Here is a 15,900-nt window from a genome sequence, read left to right as displayed (position 1 = left end):
AATCTCCCCCAACCCGCCTCCGAACCCGCCACTATCCTTGCAAAACCGCACGACGCGGCCCCGCATCGATCATGGAGCGTTCATGTCCCTCGCCATCGTCCACAGCCGCGCCCAGGTGGGGGTGCTGGCGCCGCCGGTTCTTATCGAAGCCCATCTCGCCAACGGTTTGCCGACCCTGACCCTGGTCGGATTGCCCGAAGCCACGGTCAAGGAAAGCAAGGACCGGGTGCGCAGCGCGATCGTCAATTCCCGGCTGGAATTTCCCCAGAGGCGGATCACCCTCAACCTGGCGCCTGCCGATCTGCCGAAGGACGGCGGGCGTTTCGACCTGGCAATTGCGCTGGGCTTGCTGGCGGCCAATGGACAGTTCACCCAGGCGGCGCTGGACAAGGTGGAGTGTCTCGGCGAACTGGCGTTGTCCGGAGCGGTGCGGCCGGTGCAAGGCGTGCTGCCTGCGGCACTCGCTGCCCGCGATGCCGGGCGGGCGCTGGTGGTGCCGAAGGCGAATGCCGAGGAAGCCTGCATGGCGTCGGGGCTAGAGGTGTATGCGGCAGACAATCTGCTGGAGCTGGTCGGGCATTTCAGCGGACAGCAGCCGTTGATGCCGTACCAGCCTAACGGGCTGTTGCTCAATCCCCGGCCCTACCCGGACCTGAGCGAGGTGCAGGGACAGTTGGCAGCGAAGCGGGCGCTGCTGGTGGCTGCGGCAGGGGCGCATAACCTGCTGTTCACGGGGCCGCCCGGGACGGGGAAAACCCTGCTTGCCAGCCGCCTGCCCGGGCTGCTTCCGCCGCTGGATGAACGCGAAGCGCTGGAGGTTGCGGCGATTCAATCGGTAGCAAGTCCGAAGCCGCTGGACTGCTGGCCACAAAGGCCTTTTCGACATCCCCATCACTCTGCTTCCGGGCCTGCATTGGTCGGAGGAGGGTCACGTCCGACGCCCGGCGAAATCACCCTGGCCCACCACGGCGTGCTGTTCCTCGATGAACTACCCGAGTTCGAGCGTCGCGTGCTGGAGGTGCTCCGCGAGCCACTGGAGTCAGGCGAGATCGTGGTCGCCCGAGCCCGCGACCGGGTGCGCTTTCCGGCGCGCTTCCAGCTCGTTGCGGCAATGAACCCCTGCCCTTGTGGCTATCTCGGCGACCCCACTGGCCGCTGCCGCTGCAGCAGCGAACTGGTGCAGCGCTATCGCAACAAGCTGTCCGGCCCGCTGCTGGACCGCATCGACCTGCATCTCACCGTCGCCCGTGAAGCCACGGCACTTTCTCCCGACAGCGAAGACGGCCCCGACAGCGCCACCGTCGCCCGCCAGGTGGCAATCACCCGTGAGCGCCAGCAGCAACGGCAAGGTTGCGCCAATGCCTTCCTCGACCTGCCCGGCTTGCGCCGGCATTGCAGGTTATCCACAGAGGACGAGCGATGGCTGGAACATGCCTGCGAACGCCTGACCCTGTCGCTGCGGGCAGCGCATCGGTTGCTCAAGGTGGCGCGGACGTTGGCCGATCTCGAAGAGGTCGAGGATATCCGGCGGGAGCATCTGGCGGAGGCGTTGCAGTATCGGCCGGCGGGGCAGGAGTAAACCCCGGGAGCTCAGACGAGGGTTTCAGGTTTCGGATGAAGCGATCTTGAAAGGTACAATGTTCTGTACCATGATCGACGTTCACTCTCCGGTTACCCTGGCCTGCCCCCAGGAAGGAAACAACACAAATGCAAGTACTTACTTTCAGCGAGGCGCGGGCCAACTTGAAACAGACCATGGATGACGTTTGCCGGGACCACGAACCGGCAGTAATCACCCGCCAGCGAGGCGAGCCAGTGGTTGTCATGTCTCTTGAGGATTACAACTCGATGGCTGAAACCGTCTACCTGCTGGGTAACGAGAAGAATGCCGCGTGGCTGCGCGAATCCATCGCTCAGCACAAGGCAGGGAAGGCTTTCATTCAGGAGATTGCTCTGAATGTCCCAACAGAAGACTAAACAGCGCAACAAGGAGCAGGCTCGGCGCGGAGTGTCTGTCTCGTTCACTCCCCACGGCTGGAAGGACTACCAGCATTGGAAAACCAATGATGAAGCCATTTCCATCGCTTTGGATCGCTTGATCTCCGAATGCCTACGAACACCTTTCACAGGCACTGGAAAACCTGAACCCCTTAAGGGTGACTTAAGCGGGTACCACTCTCGCCGGATCACCAAGGAGCATCGCCTGATCTACATGTATGAAGCTGGGACATTGACTGTCATCGCCTGCCGCTACCATTACGAATGAGGCCTCGCTAACACCGCATCCAGCAATGCTTGCTTCGGATTGCGAAACCCGGTCGTCAGACTATCAACGACCGTGGGAGCCCAAGCGGGCAGGGAAGGCGGTGCGAAATACCCGAAGGAATTCAGCAACAGACCATTGTGAAATCTGTTGTTTCGAATGACATTTGAGATCGCATCGCTGGCAAGCCAGCTCCCACAGGTACGGTGCACGCAAGTCCCTGTGGGAGCTGGCTTGCCAGCGATGAGGCCATCAGCCACACCACACCCACCCAAGGCCCAACTCCCGAGACCCCCATGCCCTACCCTCTCCTGCTCGGCGCCTTCCTCCTGCTTCTCGACCTGCTGCTCTGGCGCGCCATTCCCGTGGAACGGCGCAACTGGCGCACCGCCGCGCGGGTCGTGGCCTTCCTGCTGTTCACCGGGGTATTGCTGAGCGCCGGCATCAGCCCGCTGCAACCGCCGCCCTGGCCCGAAGACCTGGCCCGCAACCTGCTCGCCACCGTCCTCGAGATCACCTGGTGGCTGTTCGCCGCGCGCACGCTGACCGTGGTGATCGGCCTGATGCTGATCGCCCGCAGCGGCCACACCGGCCGCCTGCTGCAGGACGTCCTCGGCGCGGTTATCTTCCTGGTTGCCATCGTCGCCGCAGCCGCCTACGTGATGCAGCTACCGGTCAAAGGCCTGCTGGCAACCTCGGGCGTGATGGCCATCGTCATCGGCCTGGCCTTGCAGAGCACCCTGAGCGACGTGTTTTCCGGCATCGTCCTCAACACCACCCGCCCTTACCAGATCGATGACTGGATCAGCATCGACGGCACCGAGGGCAAGGTGATCGATATCGACTGGCGCGCCACCCGCCTGCTCACCGGCAACGGCAGCATGGCGGTGATTCCCAATTCGGTGGCGGCCAAGGCCAAGCTGCTCAACTTCAGCCGGCCCAACGATGTGCATGGGGTGTCCATCAGCGTGGTCGTTCCCGCCAGCGTGCGCCCGCGCAAGGTGCTCGATGCCCTGGAGAAAACCCTGCAAGGCAGCAGCGCCCTGCTGGCAGTGCCCAAGCCCAAGGCGACGATCAAGGCGTCGACCCTGGAGTCGGTGGAATACGAGGCCAGCGGCTTCGTCGCGGCGATGGACCAAAAGACCACCGTGCGCAACCAGATGTTCGACCTGGCCCACCGGCACCTGGTGGCTGCCGGGGTGATCTGGAACCCGGAAAACGACACCCGCCCCTGGAGCCGGCAACGCAGCCTGCTGGAAGACGTGCGCATCTTCCGCGCCCTGAGCAGCGAGGAAAAGGACAGCCTGAGCCAGCGCATGATCGCCGTCGAATACCCGGCGGACCAGGTGATCCTCGGCGTCGACGAGGCCTCCGATCATGTATTGGTGATCGGCACAGGCGTGGTGTCGGCGGCGGTCCATGATGGCGAGAAACTGCTGGAAGCCGGTCGCATGGGCCCGGGCGAAGTACTTGGCGTCGAAGGCTTGCTGGACGAAGCCACCTCGGCGGCGGAGTTCCGCACCCTGACCAGTTGCCTGCTCTATCGCATCGACAAGGCCGAAGTGAAGCAATGCCTGGAACAGCGCCATGAAGTGAAGGACGCCCTGGGCAAGCTGCAGAGCGTCCGCGAGCAGAACAGCCAATCACTGTTGTTGCAGAAGCCCGCCGCGATCAAGAAAGGCGGCTTCCTCAACTGGCTGCAGCGCAAGCCTTGAACCTCGGTATCGACGCTCCTACCTGGACCGCGCAAGCCTTCAGAGCACCACCCGCAGGCACTGCCCGGCGTGATACAGCGAGAACCCGGTTTCATAGAAGCCGGTGCGCAGCGCCGGTACCGCCACCGGCTTCATCGGCGAGAACGGGATCGGCAGCGCGGCGGGATCATCCTGCATCAGGAAACGGGCAAACGCCTTGCCGATCACCGTACCGGTGGTGTTGCCGCGGCCGTTGTAGCCGGTGACGGCAACGATGCCCGGCGCCGGTTCGAACAGGCGCATCAGGTGGTCCGGGGTGAAGTCTATGCAGCCGGTCCAGTGCATTTCCCATTCGACCTTGCCCAGTTCCGGGAAGTAATGGCCCTGGATCCTGTCGGCCCAGCGGCGGATGAACCATGACGGCTTGTTGTCCACCCGGCCGAGGCTGCCCAGCAGCAACCGGCCCTGATCGTCGCGACGGATGCTGCTGAGCACGGTGCGGGTGTCCCAGGAGCCCTGGCCATGCTTGAGCACGTTGTCGGCGGCAGCGTCGTGCAGCGGCACCGAGGCGACCTGATAGTAGTAGCCGCGGAAAAAATGCTTTTGCAGATCGGTCCAGTCGCCTTCGGTATAGGCGCCGGTGGAGATGACCACTTTCTCGGCTTCCACCACGGCTTTCGCCGTCTTTACCTGCCAGCCGCGGCTGCCGTTGCGTTGCAGGCCTTGCACCGGGGAGCGCGTGTGGATGCGCCCGCCCAGGCGCTCCACCGCTTCGGCCAGGCCGCGGGTGTAGGCCATGGGATTGATGGTGCCGGCACGGCGGTCCAGCAGGGCGGCGGAGATCTGCCGGGTGCCGCAGTAATCCTCGCAGCGGGCTCCGGTGAGCAGTTCCACGTCGGCACCGCGACGGGTCCATTGCGCGTGGCGGGCCTGCAGGTCGGCGACACCGGTAGCGTTGTGCGCCATGTGCAGGGTGCCATCGTTATGCGCCTGGCAATCGATGCCGAGGCGCTGGATCAGGGCGAAGACTTCCGCAGGGGCCTCGCCCAGCACCTTGTTCAAGCGACTGCCCTGCTGCAGGCCGAGGGTGGCTTCGACATCGTCGGGACGGATCCAGGTGCCAGCGTTGACCAGGCCGACGTTGCGGCCGGAGCCGCCGTGTCCGATGTCACGGGCCTCCAGCACTACCACCGACTTGCCCTGCTCCAGCAGGTGCAGGGCGGCGCAAAGGCCAGTGATGCCGCCGCCGATGATGCAAACGTCCGCGACCGCATCGGTGCTGAGAACCGAAGCGGGGGCCGCAGGCGGGGTGATGTGTTCCCACAAGCATTGTTGACGCAGGTCGGGCATGGGTGGGGTCCCCGGAGCAGGTATTGATCTTGTTATGTCTGAACCTGAAAAGCATCGCTGGCAAGCCAGCTCCCACAGGGACCGTGGCGGTCCCGCAGGAGTGTGCTTGCTTGCGAATCAGTCGAACACGATGCCCTGGGCCAGCGGCAACTCCCGGGAGTAGTTCACGGTGTTGGTCTGACGGCGCATATAGGCCTTCCAGCTGTCCGATCCGGATTCACGGCCACCGCCGGTTTCCTTCTCGCCACCAAAGGCCCCGCCGATCTCCGCGCCACTGGTGCCGATATTGACGTTGGCGATGCCGCAGTCACTGCCCGCCGCACTCTGGAAACGCTCGGCCTCGCGCAGGTCGGTGGTGAAGATGCACGAGGACAGGCCTTGCGGAACTTCGTTGTTCAGGCGCAGGGCCTCGTCGAAATCGTCGTAGGCCATTACATAGAGAATCGGCGCGAAGGTCTCGTGGCGCACCACCTCGGTCTGGCCCGGCATTTCCACGATGGCCGGCGCAACGTAGTAGGCATTCGGATACTGATCGGCCAACTGACGCTCGCCACCGAAGACCTGGCCGCCTTCGTCACGGGCACGGGCCAGCGCGTCCTGCATGGACAGGAACGAAGCCTTGTCGATCAGCGGACCGACCAGGTTGCCCTCGCGCGGGTCACCGATGCGGACCTTGGCGTATGCGGACTTGACCCGCGCCACCACTTCGTCCTTCACCGAACGGTGCACGATCACCCGACGCAGGGTGGTGCAACGCTGCCCCGCCGTACCGACGGCGCTGAACAGCACGGCACGCACGGCGAGATCGAGGTCGGCGCTGGGGGCGAGGATCATGGCGTTGTTGCCGCCCAGTTCGAGAATGCTGCGACCGAAGCGTGCCGCGACCCGAGGACCGACCTCGCGGCCCATGCGGGTGCTGCCGGTGGCACTCACCAGCGGCACACGCGGATCGTCCACCAGCGCCTGGCCAGCATCACGATCACCGATGATCACCTGGCTCAAGCCGGCAGGCGCATCGCCAAACCTGCCCAGCGCTTTCTCGAACAGCGCCTGGCAGGCCAGGGCCGTCAACGGCGTCTTCTCGGACGGCTTCCACACCACGGCATTGCCGCAAACCAGCGCCAGCGTAGTGTTCCACGCCCACACCGCCACCGGGAAGTTGAAGGCGCTGATAACACCGACCACGCCCAGCGGATGCCAGCTTTCACGCATATGGTGCCCGGGACGCTCGGAGGCGATGGTGAGGCCGTAGAGCTGGCGCGACAGGCCGACGGCGAAGTCGCAGATGTCGATCATTTCCTGCACTTCGCCCAGGCCTTCCTGGGTAATCTTGCCGGCTTCCACCGATACCAGCTCGCCCAGTTCCGCCTTGTGTTCACGCAGCACTTCGCCGAACAGCCGGACCAGCTCGCCACGGCGTGGCGCCGGGACATTGCGCCAGGCTTCGAAGGCCTGCTGTGCCTGGGCGATCTTCGCGCCCACGGACGCCGCTGGCTCCAGGTGCACCGACGCGATCAGGCTACCGTCGATCGGGGTATGAACGGGATGGTTGCCCTTGGTGTAGGCGCTGGCCGGGACACCCAGGCGGTCAAGCAGTCCATCAACCATTTTGTTCTCCTGCAAGGCGGTGAAAGGTTGTAATCGTGGTTGAGGGTCAGTATTAATCCGATCACTCTAGCGCCACAAACGACCTTTATTCCGCACATCATTCCGTCAGGTAATGACCTGGAGCTACCGTAATGTCCAAGCGCCTGGTGCCGTCGATGGCCGCCCTGCAATGCTTCGAAGCCGCCGCCCGGCACTTGAGCTTCACCCGCGCGGCCGAGGAGCTGCACCTTACCCAGAGCGCAGTGAGCAAGCAGGTGGCGCAACTGGAGGACATGCTGCGCCATCACCTGTTCCTGCGCATTCGCCGCCGCCTGCAACTGACTCCGGCCGGCGCGCTTTATCTGGCCGAGGTGAACAAGATCCTCACCCAGGTGGATATGTCCAGCCGCTACATCATGTCCTACGGCGAGCAGACTGAAGTGCTCAAGGTCGCCACCCAGCCCAGCTTCGGCGTGCGCTGGCTGATTCCGCACCTGAAGGGCTTCGGCAAGCGCTACCCGAATATCCATTTGGATATCCGCAACGAGATGGAGCCGTTTTCCCTGCTCCAGGCCAAGGCCGACGTGGTGTTCTTCTACGGCCAGGGTACCTGGCCGGGGGCGACCTGCATCGAGCTGTTCGGCGAGGAGGTGCTGCCGGTGTGCGCGCCGGACCTGTTGCAGGGGCGCAGCCTGGAGGACGCCAGCGAGCTGTCCGGTTTCGTCCTGCTGCAAAGCACCACCCGCCCGGAAGCCTGGCACGAATGGTTCCTCGAACAGGGCCTGCATTCGCCCAACAGCTATCACGGACCGCGCTTCGACACCTTTCATATGTGCCTGAGCGCAGCCCAGGCCGGCTGCGGCGTGGCGCTGGTTCCGGGTTACTTGGCCGAGGCCGATATCGCCGAGGGCAAGCTGGTGGTGCCCTGGGCGCATCGCATGCGCAGCAACGGCGCGCATTTCCTCGCCTTCTCCGAGCACGCCGCCGAGGTGCCCAAGGTGCGCTGCCTGGTGGACTGGATCAGCGGACAGGTGGCAGCCGAAAATCAAGAATCCAAGGAATGACTGCTCGACTTTTTTTCGCTTGAAGTCGATCAGCATTCCTCGCTTTCATGTACAGGCCTCGATCCACTCATCAGGAAGCCCGCGATGCCCGCAGAAGATTTCGTCAGCCCGGACCATATCCGTGCGCGGTTCTCCGCCGCCATGTCGTCAATGTACAAGGAGGAGGTTCCGCTCTACGGCACGCTGTTGAAGCTGGTGAGCGAGGTCAATCGGCAGGTGCTGAAGATGCGGCCGGAAGTTGCCGAAGCGTTGCGCTGGACCGGCGAGATCGAGCGTCTCGACCAGGAACGCCACGGCGCCATTCGCGTCGGCACGGCAGCGGAGCTGGCGACCATCGGCCGCCTGTTCGCGGTGATGGCATGCACCCGGTGGGTTACTACGACCTCAGCAGTGCCGGGGTGCCGGTGCACTCCACCGCGTTTCGTCCGGTGCACGAGCAGTCGTTGCATACCAGTCCGTTCCGGGTCTTCACGTCACTGCTGCGCCTGGAGCTGATCGAGGATCCGGCCCTGCGTGAACTGGCCGGGTCGATCCTGGAAAAGCGCCAGATCTTCACCCCGCGCGCCGTGCAACTGATCGAACGAAGCGAGCGCGAGGGCGGCCTGAACGAGGCCGATGCCCAGGCGTTCGTCGATGAAGCCCTGCATACCTTCCGCTGGCATCACGAAGCCACGGTCACGGCGCAGCAATACCGGCAATTGCACGACCAGCACCGTCTGATCGCCGACGTGGTGGCCTTCAAGGGGCCGCACATCAATCACCTGACCCCGCGCACCCTGGATATCGACGCGATCCAGCTGGGCATGCCGGCCCACGGCATTCCACCCAAGGCGGTGATCGAAGGGCCGCCGCGCCGCCGGCATCCGATCCTGTTGCGCCAGACCAGCTTCAAGGCTTTGCAGGAGGCCATTGCTTTCCGCGATGCCGAAGGCAGCCATACCGCGCGCTTTGGCGAGATCGAACAGCGCGGCGCGGCGCTGACGCCCAAGGGGCGGCAACTCTATGACCAGTTGCTGGACGCCACCCGCGAAGCCCTGGGCGGAGCGCCGGCAGAGAGCAATGCCGATCTCTACATGAGCCTGCTGGCCGAGACGTTCCAGGCATTTCCGGATGATCTACGGCAAATGCGCGAGCAGGGGCTGGCGTATTTCCGCTACTTCCCGACCGAGAAAGGGCTGGCGGCGCAGGAGCGCCCGGGCACGCTGGAGGCGCTGATCGAGGCGGGGCATGTCCACTTCGAAGCGTTGGTCTACGAAGACTTCCTGCCGGTCAGTGCGGCGGGGATCTTCCAGTCCAACCTGGGCGATGACGGGCAGGCAGACTATGGCAGCAACGCCAACCGGGAGGCGTTCGAGCAGGCGCTGGGCATGGCGGTGCAGGATGAACTGGCGTTGTATGCCGAGAGCGAAAAGCGCTCTATCGAGGCCTGCCTCAAGGCCCTGAACCGACTTGAGCTCTGAGGTTGTCAGGCCTGGCCTCATCGCTGGCAAGCCAGCTCCCACAGTGTGGGAGCTGGCTTGCCAGCGATGAGGCCAGAATGAACCAAGAGACTTAGTGGCGGACGCGGAAGCGGTCCACCTCCTGGCGCAACTGCCCCGCCAGCCCTTCCAGTTGGCGTGCCGTGGTGGCGAGATCGTTCGCCACTTCTCGCTGGTCATGGTTGGTCGAGGCAATGCTTTGCAGATTGCTGCTCAGCACCGTCGCGGTAGCACTCTGCTCCTGGGTCGCGGTGGTGATCACGGCAAACTGTTCCCCGGCACTGCGGCTCTGCTCATCGATCCTTGCCAGCGCTTCCGCTACCCGGGCATTGCGCTCCAGCCCTTCGCGCATCAGGCGGTTGCCCTGCTCCATGGTGCTGATGGCGTGCCCGGTCTGCTGCTGCACGCTGTCGATCATCGCGGAAATTTCATCCGTGGCCTGGCGCGTCCGTGCGGCCAGGTGCCGGACCTCATCGGCAACCACCGCAAAGCCGCGCCCCTGCTCTCCGGCCCGGGCCGCTTCGATGGCAGCATTGAGGGCGAGCAGGTTGGTCTGCTCGGCAATCGAGGTGATGGTGCCGACGATGCCGCCGATGTCCTGGGAACGGGCACCGAGGATATCGATGACCCTGGCGGTATCGCCCAGGGATTCGGCGATCTGCTGCAGCGAGGTCGAAGCCTCGTCCATCGAGGCACGGCCGATCCGCGTCTGCTGGGCGTTGTCCCGGGCCATGCGCTCGGTATTGCCCATGCTGTCGGCGATATTCGCTGACGTTGCGCTGAACTCCTCCACCGCACCGGCCATGCTGGTGATCTCGCCGGACTGCCGGTCCATGCCATCGCAGGCACCTGCCGAGAGATCGGCCAGGGCATGGGCGCGCTGCCCTACCTGCTGCGACGCCTCGCGGATGCGCAGGACCATGTTCGCCAGTGCCTCGCCCATATGGTTGAAGCTGGCGGCGAGCTGGCCGATTTCGTCCTGGCTGGTGACCTGCAGGCGCACGTCCAGGTCACCCGCGCCCAGCGCCTCGGCCTGGTGCACCAGGTCGCTCAGTGGCCGCAGCTTGCGCCGCAACAGCCATAGCGTGGCGCCCACGGCCAGCAGCATCGCCAGCAGGCTGCCGATGGCCAGGCGGGTGCCGACACTCCAGGTCACCGCGCGGATTTCCGCTTCCGGCATGCTCGCCAGCACGGTCCAGGGGCCGCCGGCGAAGGGCATGGCGACGCTGTAGAGGTCTTCCACGCCATCGTTCCAGAAGCGCCCCTCGCCTGGTTTTCCGACAAAGCCGGCAGCCTCCGCAGCAGCCTGTTGCAGGTCGGTCACACCCGCCGGCGGCACCAGCCAGCGGCCTTGCTCGTCGAGCAGGGCAAGGGAGCCGGTCTGGCCGATGCGGAAGCGCTTGAGGTTGTCGAACTGGTTTTTCTGCGCGTCGGTGTAGTCGAAGCCGACGAACAGGATGGCGATGACCTGACCGCCAGCGTCACGCACCGGGCTGTATTGGGTCATGTAGAAGCGATCGAACAGCAGGGCGCACCCGACATAGGACTGGCCGGCCATGATCCGCGCGTAGGCCGGGCTCTGGCGGTCCAGCAGGGTGCCGATGGCGCGGCTGCCATCCTGCTTGGTCAGCGAGGTGCTGATGCGTACGAAATCATCGCCGTTGCGCACGAAGATCGTGGCGACACCCGCTGTCATCTGGCGGAATTCATCCACCTCGCTGAAATCGTTGTTCAACGCCTGGCCGTCGAGGTACAGGCCCGGGGTGGCGACACCGGCGACCGGAATGGACGTCCCTGGCTGCACCGCGAGACGGTTGAAACGCTTTTCGAACAGCCCGGCCAGGCGCTGGGTGCTTTCCCGCAGCGAGTCATGGAAGGTGCCGAGCTGGTCGGCCAGCAACCGGGCCTCGCTGGTGAGGTGTTCCTGGCGGGTGACCAGGTTGGCGTGGTCGAGGGAGCGCAGGGCGAACAGGGTACTGCCGCTGATCACAATGGCGAGCACGACGGCGAGCGCAAGGCCGAGCTGCGAAGCAATCCGGGCACGAGGTCGAGACATGAAAACTCCTGGCTGAGCGAGGCCGGGACCATCCAGATCACCGGGGGGCACGAAGGGGCAGGGAACATGGGCCTCATGGCGGGCCCTTGAGTGCATCATCGGCGGCGCCGGTCGATACTTGAGTGCTGAACACGGTTATTTTGCGCAAACGGTCATTCGCCGCTGTTAGCCGCATTTATCCGCAGCATTTCCACATCTGGCAACTGCATCGCCCGCGCTTCGCCCTGCAGGAAGTCGCTGAGCCGGCGCAAACGCTCGCCGCCCGGACGGGTGCGCGGCCAGACCAGGTAGTAGTCCAGCCCGCTGGCCACCGCCGCCGGCCAGGGCAGGCTGAGCCGCCCTTGCGCCACGTCCTCGGCGACCATCAGCAGATCGCCCATGGACACGCCGTAGCCCCGGGCTGCGGCGATCATGCCCAGTTCCAGTGTGTCGAACACCTGCCCGCCCTTGAGCGAAACCTCGTCGGTCAGGCCCATGCGTGCCAGCCAGGTGCGCCAGTCGCGCTTGTCCGGGGTCGGATGCAGCAGTTCGCAGGCGGCGAGCTTTTCCACGTCCCAAGGGCCGTCCTTGAGCAGTTCCGGTGCGCCTACCGGCACCAGCCATTCGGAAAACAGGCAGCTCACCTCCCAGTCCGGGGAAAGTGCCCGTCGCCCAGCAACACGGCGCAGTCGAAGGGCTCCTGGTTGAAATCGACGTGATCCACATCCATCCAGGCGCTGGTCAGTTGCACCTCGTTGCCCGGCTGCAGATGACGGAAGCGGCTGAGCCGCGCCAGCAGCCAGCGCATGGTCAAGGTCGAAGGTGCTTTCATGCGCAGCACACCTTCCTCGCTGCGCAGTGTGCTACAGGCCCGCTCCAGGGCGCCGAAGCCTTCGCGCACGCCGGGCAACAGCAAACGCGCCGCCTCGCTCAGTTGCAGGCTGCGGCCATTGCGAATGAACAGGCGGCAGGCGAAATGCTCCTCCAGGGTGCGGATATGCCGGCTGACCGCGCTCTGGGTGATGTTCAACTCATCGGCGGCGCGGGTGAAGGAACTGTGCCGCGCGGCAGCCTCGAAAGCGCGCAAGGCATAGAGCGGCGGTAGGCGACTGGACATGAAGAACCTCCTCGGGCACGCATCTTCGCATGAGTTTTAGTCATGCCAATGATCGTTTTTATCCTTTTGTGCACAATCGCGCAAACACCGAGAATCAGCGGCTTGTCACTTCATAATTCAAGGAATCCGACCATGCAGGCGGCGCCAACCCATGAACTCAAGGCACTGCTGCGGCTGGCGGGGCCGCTGATTGCCTCGCAGTTGGCGCATATGCTGATGCTGCTCACCGACACCCTGATGATGGCCAGGATCAGCCCCGAGGCCCTGGCCGGCGGCGGGCTGGGCGCGGCCAGCTATTCGTTCGTGTCGATCTTCTGCCTGGGCGTGATCGCGGCAGTGGGCACCCTGGTCGCGATCCGCCATGGCGCCGGCGACACCGAGGGCGCCACCCGCCTGACCCAGGCCGGGTTGTGGCTGGGCTGGATCATGGCGGTGGTCGCGGCGCTGGTGCTGTGGAACCTCGAGCCGGTCCTGCTGCTGCTCGGGCAGACGCCAGGCAACGTCGAGAACGCCGGTCATTTCCTGCTGTTGCTGCCCTTCGCCCTGCCCGGCTACCTGACCTTCATGGCCCTGCGCGGCTTTACCAGCGCGCTGGGACGTTCATCGCCGGTGATGGTGATCAGCCTGGTCGGCACGGTGGTCAACTTCCTGCTCAACTACGCGCTGATCGAAGGAATGTTCGGGCTGCCGAAGCTGGGGCTGGTAGGCATCGGCCTGGTCACAGCGGTGGTCGCGAACTGCATGGCGGTGGCGCTGGCCTGGTATATCCGCCGGCATCCGGCCTATGCGCCCTACCCGATCCGCAGGCACCTGGCGCGGCCTTCCATGCCCGCCCTGCGTGAACTGTGGCGGCTGGGGCTGCCGATTGGCGGGACCTATACCGTGGAAGTCGGCCTGTTCGCCTTTGCCGCGCTGTGCATGGGCACCATGGGCAGTACCGAACTGGGGGCGCACCAGATCGCGCTGCAGATCGTGTCCACGGCGTTCATGATTCCGGCGGGGTTGTCCTATGCGGTGACCATGCGCGTCGGCCTGCACTATGGCGCCGACCGGCTGCTGGCCGCTCGGCACGCCGGGCGGGTCGGGATCGGCTTCGGCGCGGCGGTGATGCTTGGGTTCTCGGTGCTGTTCTGGCTGCAACCCGAGGCGCTGGTCGGGTTGTTCCTCGACCTGGAGGATCCGGCGTTTGCCGGGGTGGTGCAGCTGGCGGTGAGCCTGTTGATGGTGGCGGCGTGGTTCGAGCTGTTCGACGGGATCCAGACGGTAGCCATGGGCTCGATCCGCGGGTTGAAGGATGCCAAGACCACCTTCCTGGTGGGCCTGTGCTGCTACTGGCTGATCGGCGCGCCGGCGGCCTGGGTGATGGCGTTTCCGTTGCAGATGGGCGCGGTCGGGGTGTGGTGGGGGCTGGCCCTGGGGCTGGCGTTTGCGGCGGTGAGCCTGACGCTGGCGTTCGAGTGGCGGATGAAGCGGATGATGGGTGGGGTGGGGCTGGGGGTGCCGGTTCGGCCCTGAGATGTGCTTTGTTCTTCAGGGCCCTATCGCTGGCAAGCCAGCTCCCACAGGTCCAGCGGTGCACCCGGTCCCTTGGGAGCTGGCTTGCCAGCGATGAGGCCCTCAGGGTTTACAAAGCAACCGGCCTTTGAGCGGCATTCAGCAGCAGGAACTCCACCAGCGGCTCGATCGCCAGCGGCTTGCTGATCAGGTAGCCCTGCACCTGGTCACAGCCGAAGCTGCGCAGCAGGTCCAGTTGCTCCTCGGTCTCGACACCCTCGGCAACCACCTCCAGATGAAGGTTGTGCGCCAGGTTGATCATGGCGTGCACCAGCTTGCGGTTTTCTTCCCGGCCTTCCATGCCGCCGACGAAGCTGCGATCCACCTTGAGCAAGGCGATCGGCAGACTGTTGAGGTGAACGAAGGACGAGAAGCCCGTACCGAAGTCATCCAGCGAGAAGCGCACGCCCAGCCGTCCCAGCGCGTCCATGGTCTGCTTGACCAGGTCATTGCGGCGCATTACCGCCGTTTCGGTCAGTTCGAACTCCAGCCAGCGCGCATCGACACCATGCTGGACGATCAGGCGGCTCAAGGTTGCCAGCAACTGGCTGTCCTGGAACTGGCGGAACGACAGGTTCACTGCCATGTGCAGCGGCGTCAGCCCGCGCTCGCGGAGAATCTGCATATCGCGCAGGGCCCGGGAAATCACCCAGTAACCCAGCGGCACGATAAGCCCGCTCTGCTCGGCCAGCGGCACGAATTCGCTGGGCGGCAACAGCCCGCGTTCGGCATGGCGCCAGCGCACCAGGGCTTCGAGCCCGACGATACGGCCTTCTTCCAGGTCCAGGCGTGGCTGGTAGTGCAGCTCCAGTTCGTCACGGCGCAGGGCACGGCGCAGCTCGCCTTCGAGATCAGCGAGGCTGCGGGCGTTGCGGTTAATCCGCTCGTCGAAGATGTGGTAGGTGCAACCATGCACGCCCTTGGCCTGCTGCATGGCGATATGCGCATGCCACATCAGCGGGTCGGCACCGGCCTGGGCACGGGCATGGGCCACGCCGAGGCTGCAACCGATCAACAGGCTCTCGCCGTCGATCCAGTAAGGCTCGGCCAGCGCCTCGACGATCCGCTCGGCCACGCGCTCGGCGCGCTGCGGTTCACGACGGGTATCGATCAGCAGGGCGAACTCGTCGCTGCCCAGGCGCGCCACACGGTCGCCGGCTTCCAGCTGGCTCTTGAGCCGGCCGACCACCTGCAGGATCAGACGATCGCCGCCCTGGTGCCCGAGGGCATCGTTGGCATGGCGGAAGTTGTCGAGATCAAGGTGGCCCAGGGCGACGCCACGCCCTTCGTTCTCGGCCAGGCGCGCGGTCAGCAGGGTCTGGAAACCCTGGCGGTTGGCGATGCCGGTCAGCGGGTCTTCCTCGGCCAGGCGCTGCAAGGTGGCTTCCAGCACGCCCCGCTCGCGGACATGGCGCAGGCAGCGGCGCAGGGTGTCGCTGCCCAGTTGGCCGCGAACCAGCCAGTCGCTGACGCCCGGCGGAGCCTTGGCCGGTTCCAGGTCCAGCAGCAATACCATCGGCAGATCACAACGCCCGGGCGCGGGCTGGCGGCCCGGCGTGGTCAGGACCACTGCGTTGCGGTCGCGGGCGAACAGGCTGTCCACCGACTCCCAGCTCGGCGCCGTCAGCAATACCGCGGTGCCCGCCAGCGGCGACAAAGCCTCGCCGAGGGCAGCAGCCCACTCGGGCTCTTCGGCCAGCAGCAGCAAACGCAACGGTTCGGCAGGCGTAGACAAGCTCTCTCCTTAGTTGGCAGTAC

At 65.1% G+C, this 15,900-nt stretch carries 10 protein-coding genes and 3 pseudogenes; 7 read left to right on the top strand and 6 right to left on the bottom strand.

The window, feature by feature from the left end; all coding sequences use genetic code 11:
- The first annotated feature begins 82 nt into the window (after positions 1 to 82).
- From CSV86_RS26665 to CSV86_RS26650, 4 genes are all read left to right on the top strand, one after another.
- Entirely contained in the window at positions 83 to 1,579 is a 1,497-nt protein-coding gene (locus CSV86_RS26665; RefSeq protein ID WP_009395817.1) for a YifB family Mg chelatase-like AAA ATPase, read from the top strand.
- 128 nt (positions 1,580 to 1,707) lie between these two features.
- A complete protein-coding gene (locus tag CSV86_RS26660; protein ID WP_009395818.1) occupies positions 1,708 to 1,977 on the top strand; it encodes a type II toxin-antitoxin system Phd/YefM family antitoxin in 270 nt (89 codons plus the stop codon).
- On the top strand, positions 1,958 to 2,266 hold the full coding sequence (locus tag CSV86_RS26655; protein ID WP_009395819.1) for a Txe/YoeB family addiction module toxin: 309 nt from the start codon (positions 1,958 to 1,960) through the stop codon (positions 2,264 to 2,266). Before CSV86_RS26660 ends, CSV86_RS26655 begins: the two co-directional genes overlap by 20 nt.
- 293 nt (positions 2,267 to 2,559) lie before the next feature.
- Positions 2,560 to 3,978, top strand: coding sequence for a mechanosensitive ion channel family protein (locus tag CSV86_RS26650; RefSeq protein ID WP_009395821.1), 1,419 nt, complete (start codon positions 2,560 to 2,562; stop codon positions 3,976 to 3,978).
- Between the two features lie 39 nt (positions 3,979 to 4,017).
- Here CSV86_RS26650 and amaA read toward each other — a convergent pair whose 3' ends face one another.
- Together amaA and amaB are read right to left on the bottom strand one after the other, a co-directional pair.
- Positions 4,018 to 5,307 (bottom strand): L-pipecolate oxidase, encoded by a 1,290-nt coding sequence (amaA, locus tag CSV86_RS26645; protein WP_009395823.1) that lies wholly within the window; start codon positions 5,305 to 5,307, stop codon positions 4,018 to 4,020.
- Positions 5,308 to 5,424: 117 nt separating this feature from the next.
- Positions 5,425 to 6,915 (bottom strand): L-piperidine-6-carboxylate dehydrogenase, encoded by a 1,491-nt coding sequence (amaB, locus tag CSV86_RS26640; RefSeq protein WP_009395826.1) that lies wholly within the window; start codon positions 6,913 to 6,915, stop codon positions 5,425 to 5,427.
- A 131-nt stretch (positions 6,916 to 7,046) separates the two neighbouring features.
- Between amaB and CSV86_RS26635 the strand changes: the two genes are divergently transcribed.
- Both CSV86_RS26635 and hglS read left to right on the top strand, forming a co-directional pair.
- Positions 7,047 to 7,958, top strand: a complete 912-nt coding sequence (locus CSV86_RS26635; RefSeq protein WP_009395827.1) for a LysR family transcriptional regulator — start codon at positions 7,047 to 7,049, stop codon at positions 7,956 to 7,958.
- An 84-nt stretch (positions 7,959 to 8,042) separates the two neighbouring features.
- Positions 8,043 to 9,418, top strand: a pseudogene (hglS, locus tag CSV86_RS26630) (2-oxoadipate dioxygenase/decarboxylase HglS).
- A gap of 91 nt (positions 9,419 to 9,509) precedes the next feature.
- Here hglS and CSV86_RS33590 read toward each other — a convergent pair.
- The 3 genes and pseudogenes from CSV86_RS33590 to CSV86_RS26620 all read right to left on the bottom strand — a co-directional run bounded on the left by CSV86_RS33590 (position 9,510) and on the right by CSV86_RS26620 (position 12,588).
- Entirely contained in the window at positions 9,510 to 10,241 is a 732-nt protein-coding gene (locus tag CSV86_RS33590; protein WP_376699775.1) for a methyl-accepting chemotaxis protein, read from the bottom strand.
- 135 nt (positions 10,242 to 10,376) lie between these two features.
- Positions 10,377 to 11,492, bottom strand: a pseudogene (locus tag CSV86_RS33585) (Cache 3/Cache 2 fusion domain-containing protein); the annotation flags it as partial.
- A gap of 152 nt (positions 11,493 to 11,644) precedes the next feature.
- Positions 11,645 to 12,588: pseudogene (locus CSV86_RS26620) on the bottom strand (LysR substrate-binding domain-containing protein).
- Between the two features lie 132 nt (positions 12,589 to 12,720).
- On the opposite strand from CSV86_RS26620, the gene CSV86_RS26615 reads away from it, so the two are divergent.
- Positions 12,721 to 14,103 carry a NorM family multidrug efflux MATE transporter gene (locus tag CSV86_RS26615; protein WP_009395833.1) on the top strand — a complete coding sequence of 461 codons (1,383 nt, stop codon included), beginning with the start codon at positions 12,721 to 12,723 and terminating at the stop codon, positions 14,101 to 14,103.
- Positions 14,104 to 14,212: 109 nt separating this feature from the next.
- On the opposite strand, the gene CSV86_RS26610 is transcribed toward CSV86_RS26615, so the two are convergent.
- Entirely contained in the window at positions 14,213 to 15,877 is a 1,665-nt protein-coding gene (locus CSV86_RS26610; RefSeq protein ID WP_009395834.1) for a putative bifunctional diguanylate cyclase/phosphodiesterase, read from the bottom strand.
- Positions 15,878 to 15,900 lie beyond the last annotated feature (23 nt).

This window comes from Pseudomonas bharatica CSV86, from assembly GCF_000319305.2.
In the GTDB taxonomy this organism is placed as follows: domain Bacteria; phylum Pseudomonadota; class Gammaproteobacteria; order Pseudomonadales; family Pseudomonadaceae; genus Aquipseudomonas; species Aquipseudomonas bharatica.
The sequence above is the reverse complement of the archived record's forward strand: the minus strand, read 5'-3'. Positions and strand labels throughout refer to the sequence as shown.

What these genes read in the sequence shown, in the direction of transcription:
- CSV86_RS26655 (WP_009395819.1), top strand. Translation starts at nt 1,958, where the DNA reads ATGTCCCAACAGAAGACTAAACAGCGCAACAAGGAGCAGGCTCGGCGC.
- CSV86_RS26650 (WP_009395821.1), top strand. Translation starts at nt 2,560, where the DNA reads ATGCCCTACCCTCTCCTGCTCGGCGCCTTCCTCCTGCTTCTCGACCTG.
- amaA (WP_009395823.1), bottom strand. Translation starts at nt 5,307, where the DNA reads ATGCCCGACCTGCGTCAACAATGCTTGTGGGAACACATCACCCCGCCT.
- CSV86_RS26635 (WP_009395827.1), top strand. Translation starts at nt 7,047, where the DNA reads ATGTCCAAGCGCCTGGTGCCGTCGATGGCCGCCCTGCAATGCTTCGAA.
- CSV86_RS26660 (WP_009395818.1), top strand. Translation starts at nt 1,708, where the DNA reads ATGCAAGTACTTACTTTCAGCGAGGCGCGGGCCAACTTGAAACAGACC.
- CSV86_RS26615 (WP_009395833.1), top strand. Translation starts at nt 12,721, where the DNA reads ATGCAGGCGGCGCCAACCCATGAACTCAAGGCACTGCTGCGGCTGGCG.
- CSV86_RS26665 (WP_009395817.1), top strand. Translation starts at nt 83, where the DNA reads ATGTCCCTCGCCATCGTCCACAGCCGCGCCCAGGTGGGGGTGCTGGCG.
- amaB (WP_009395826.1), bottom strand. Translation starts at nt 6,915, where the DNA reads ATGGTTGATGGACTGCTTGACCGCCTGGGTGTCCCGGCCAGCGCCTAC.
- CSV86_RS33590 (WP_376699775.1), bottom strand. Translation starts at nt 10,241, where the DNA reads ATGGCCGGTGCGGTGGAGGAGTTCAGCGCAACGTCAGCGAATATCGCC.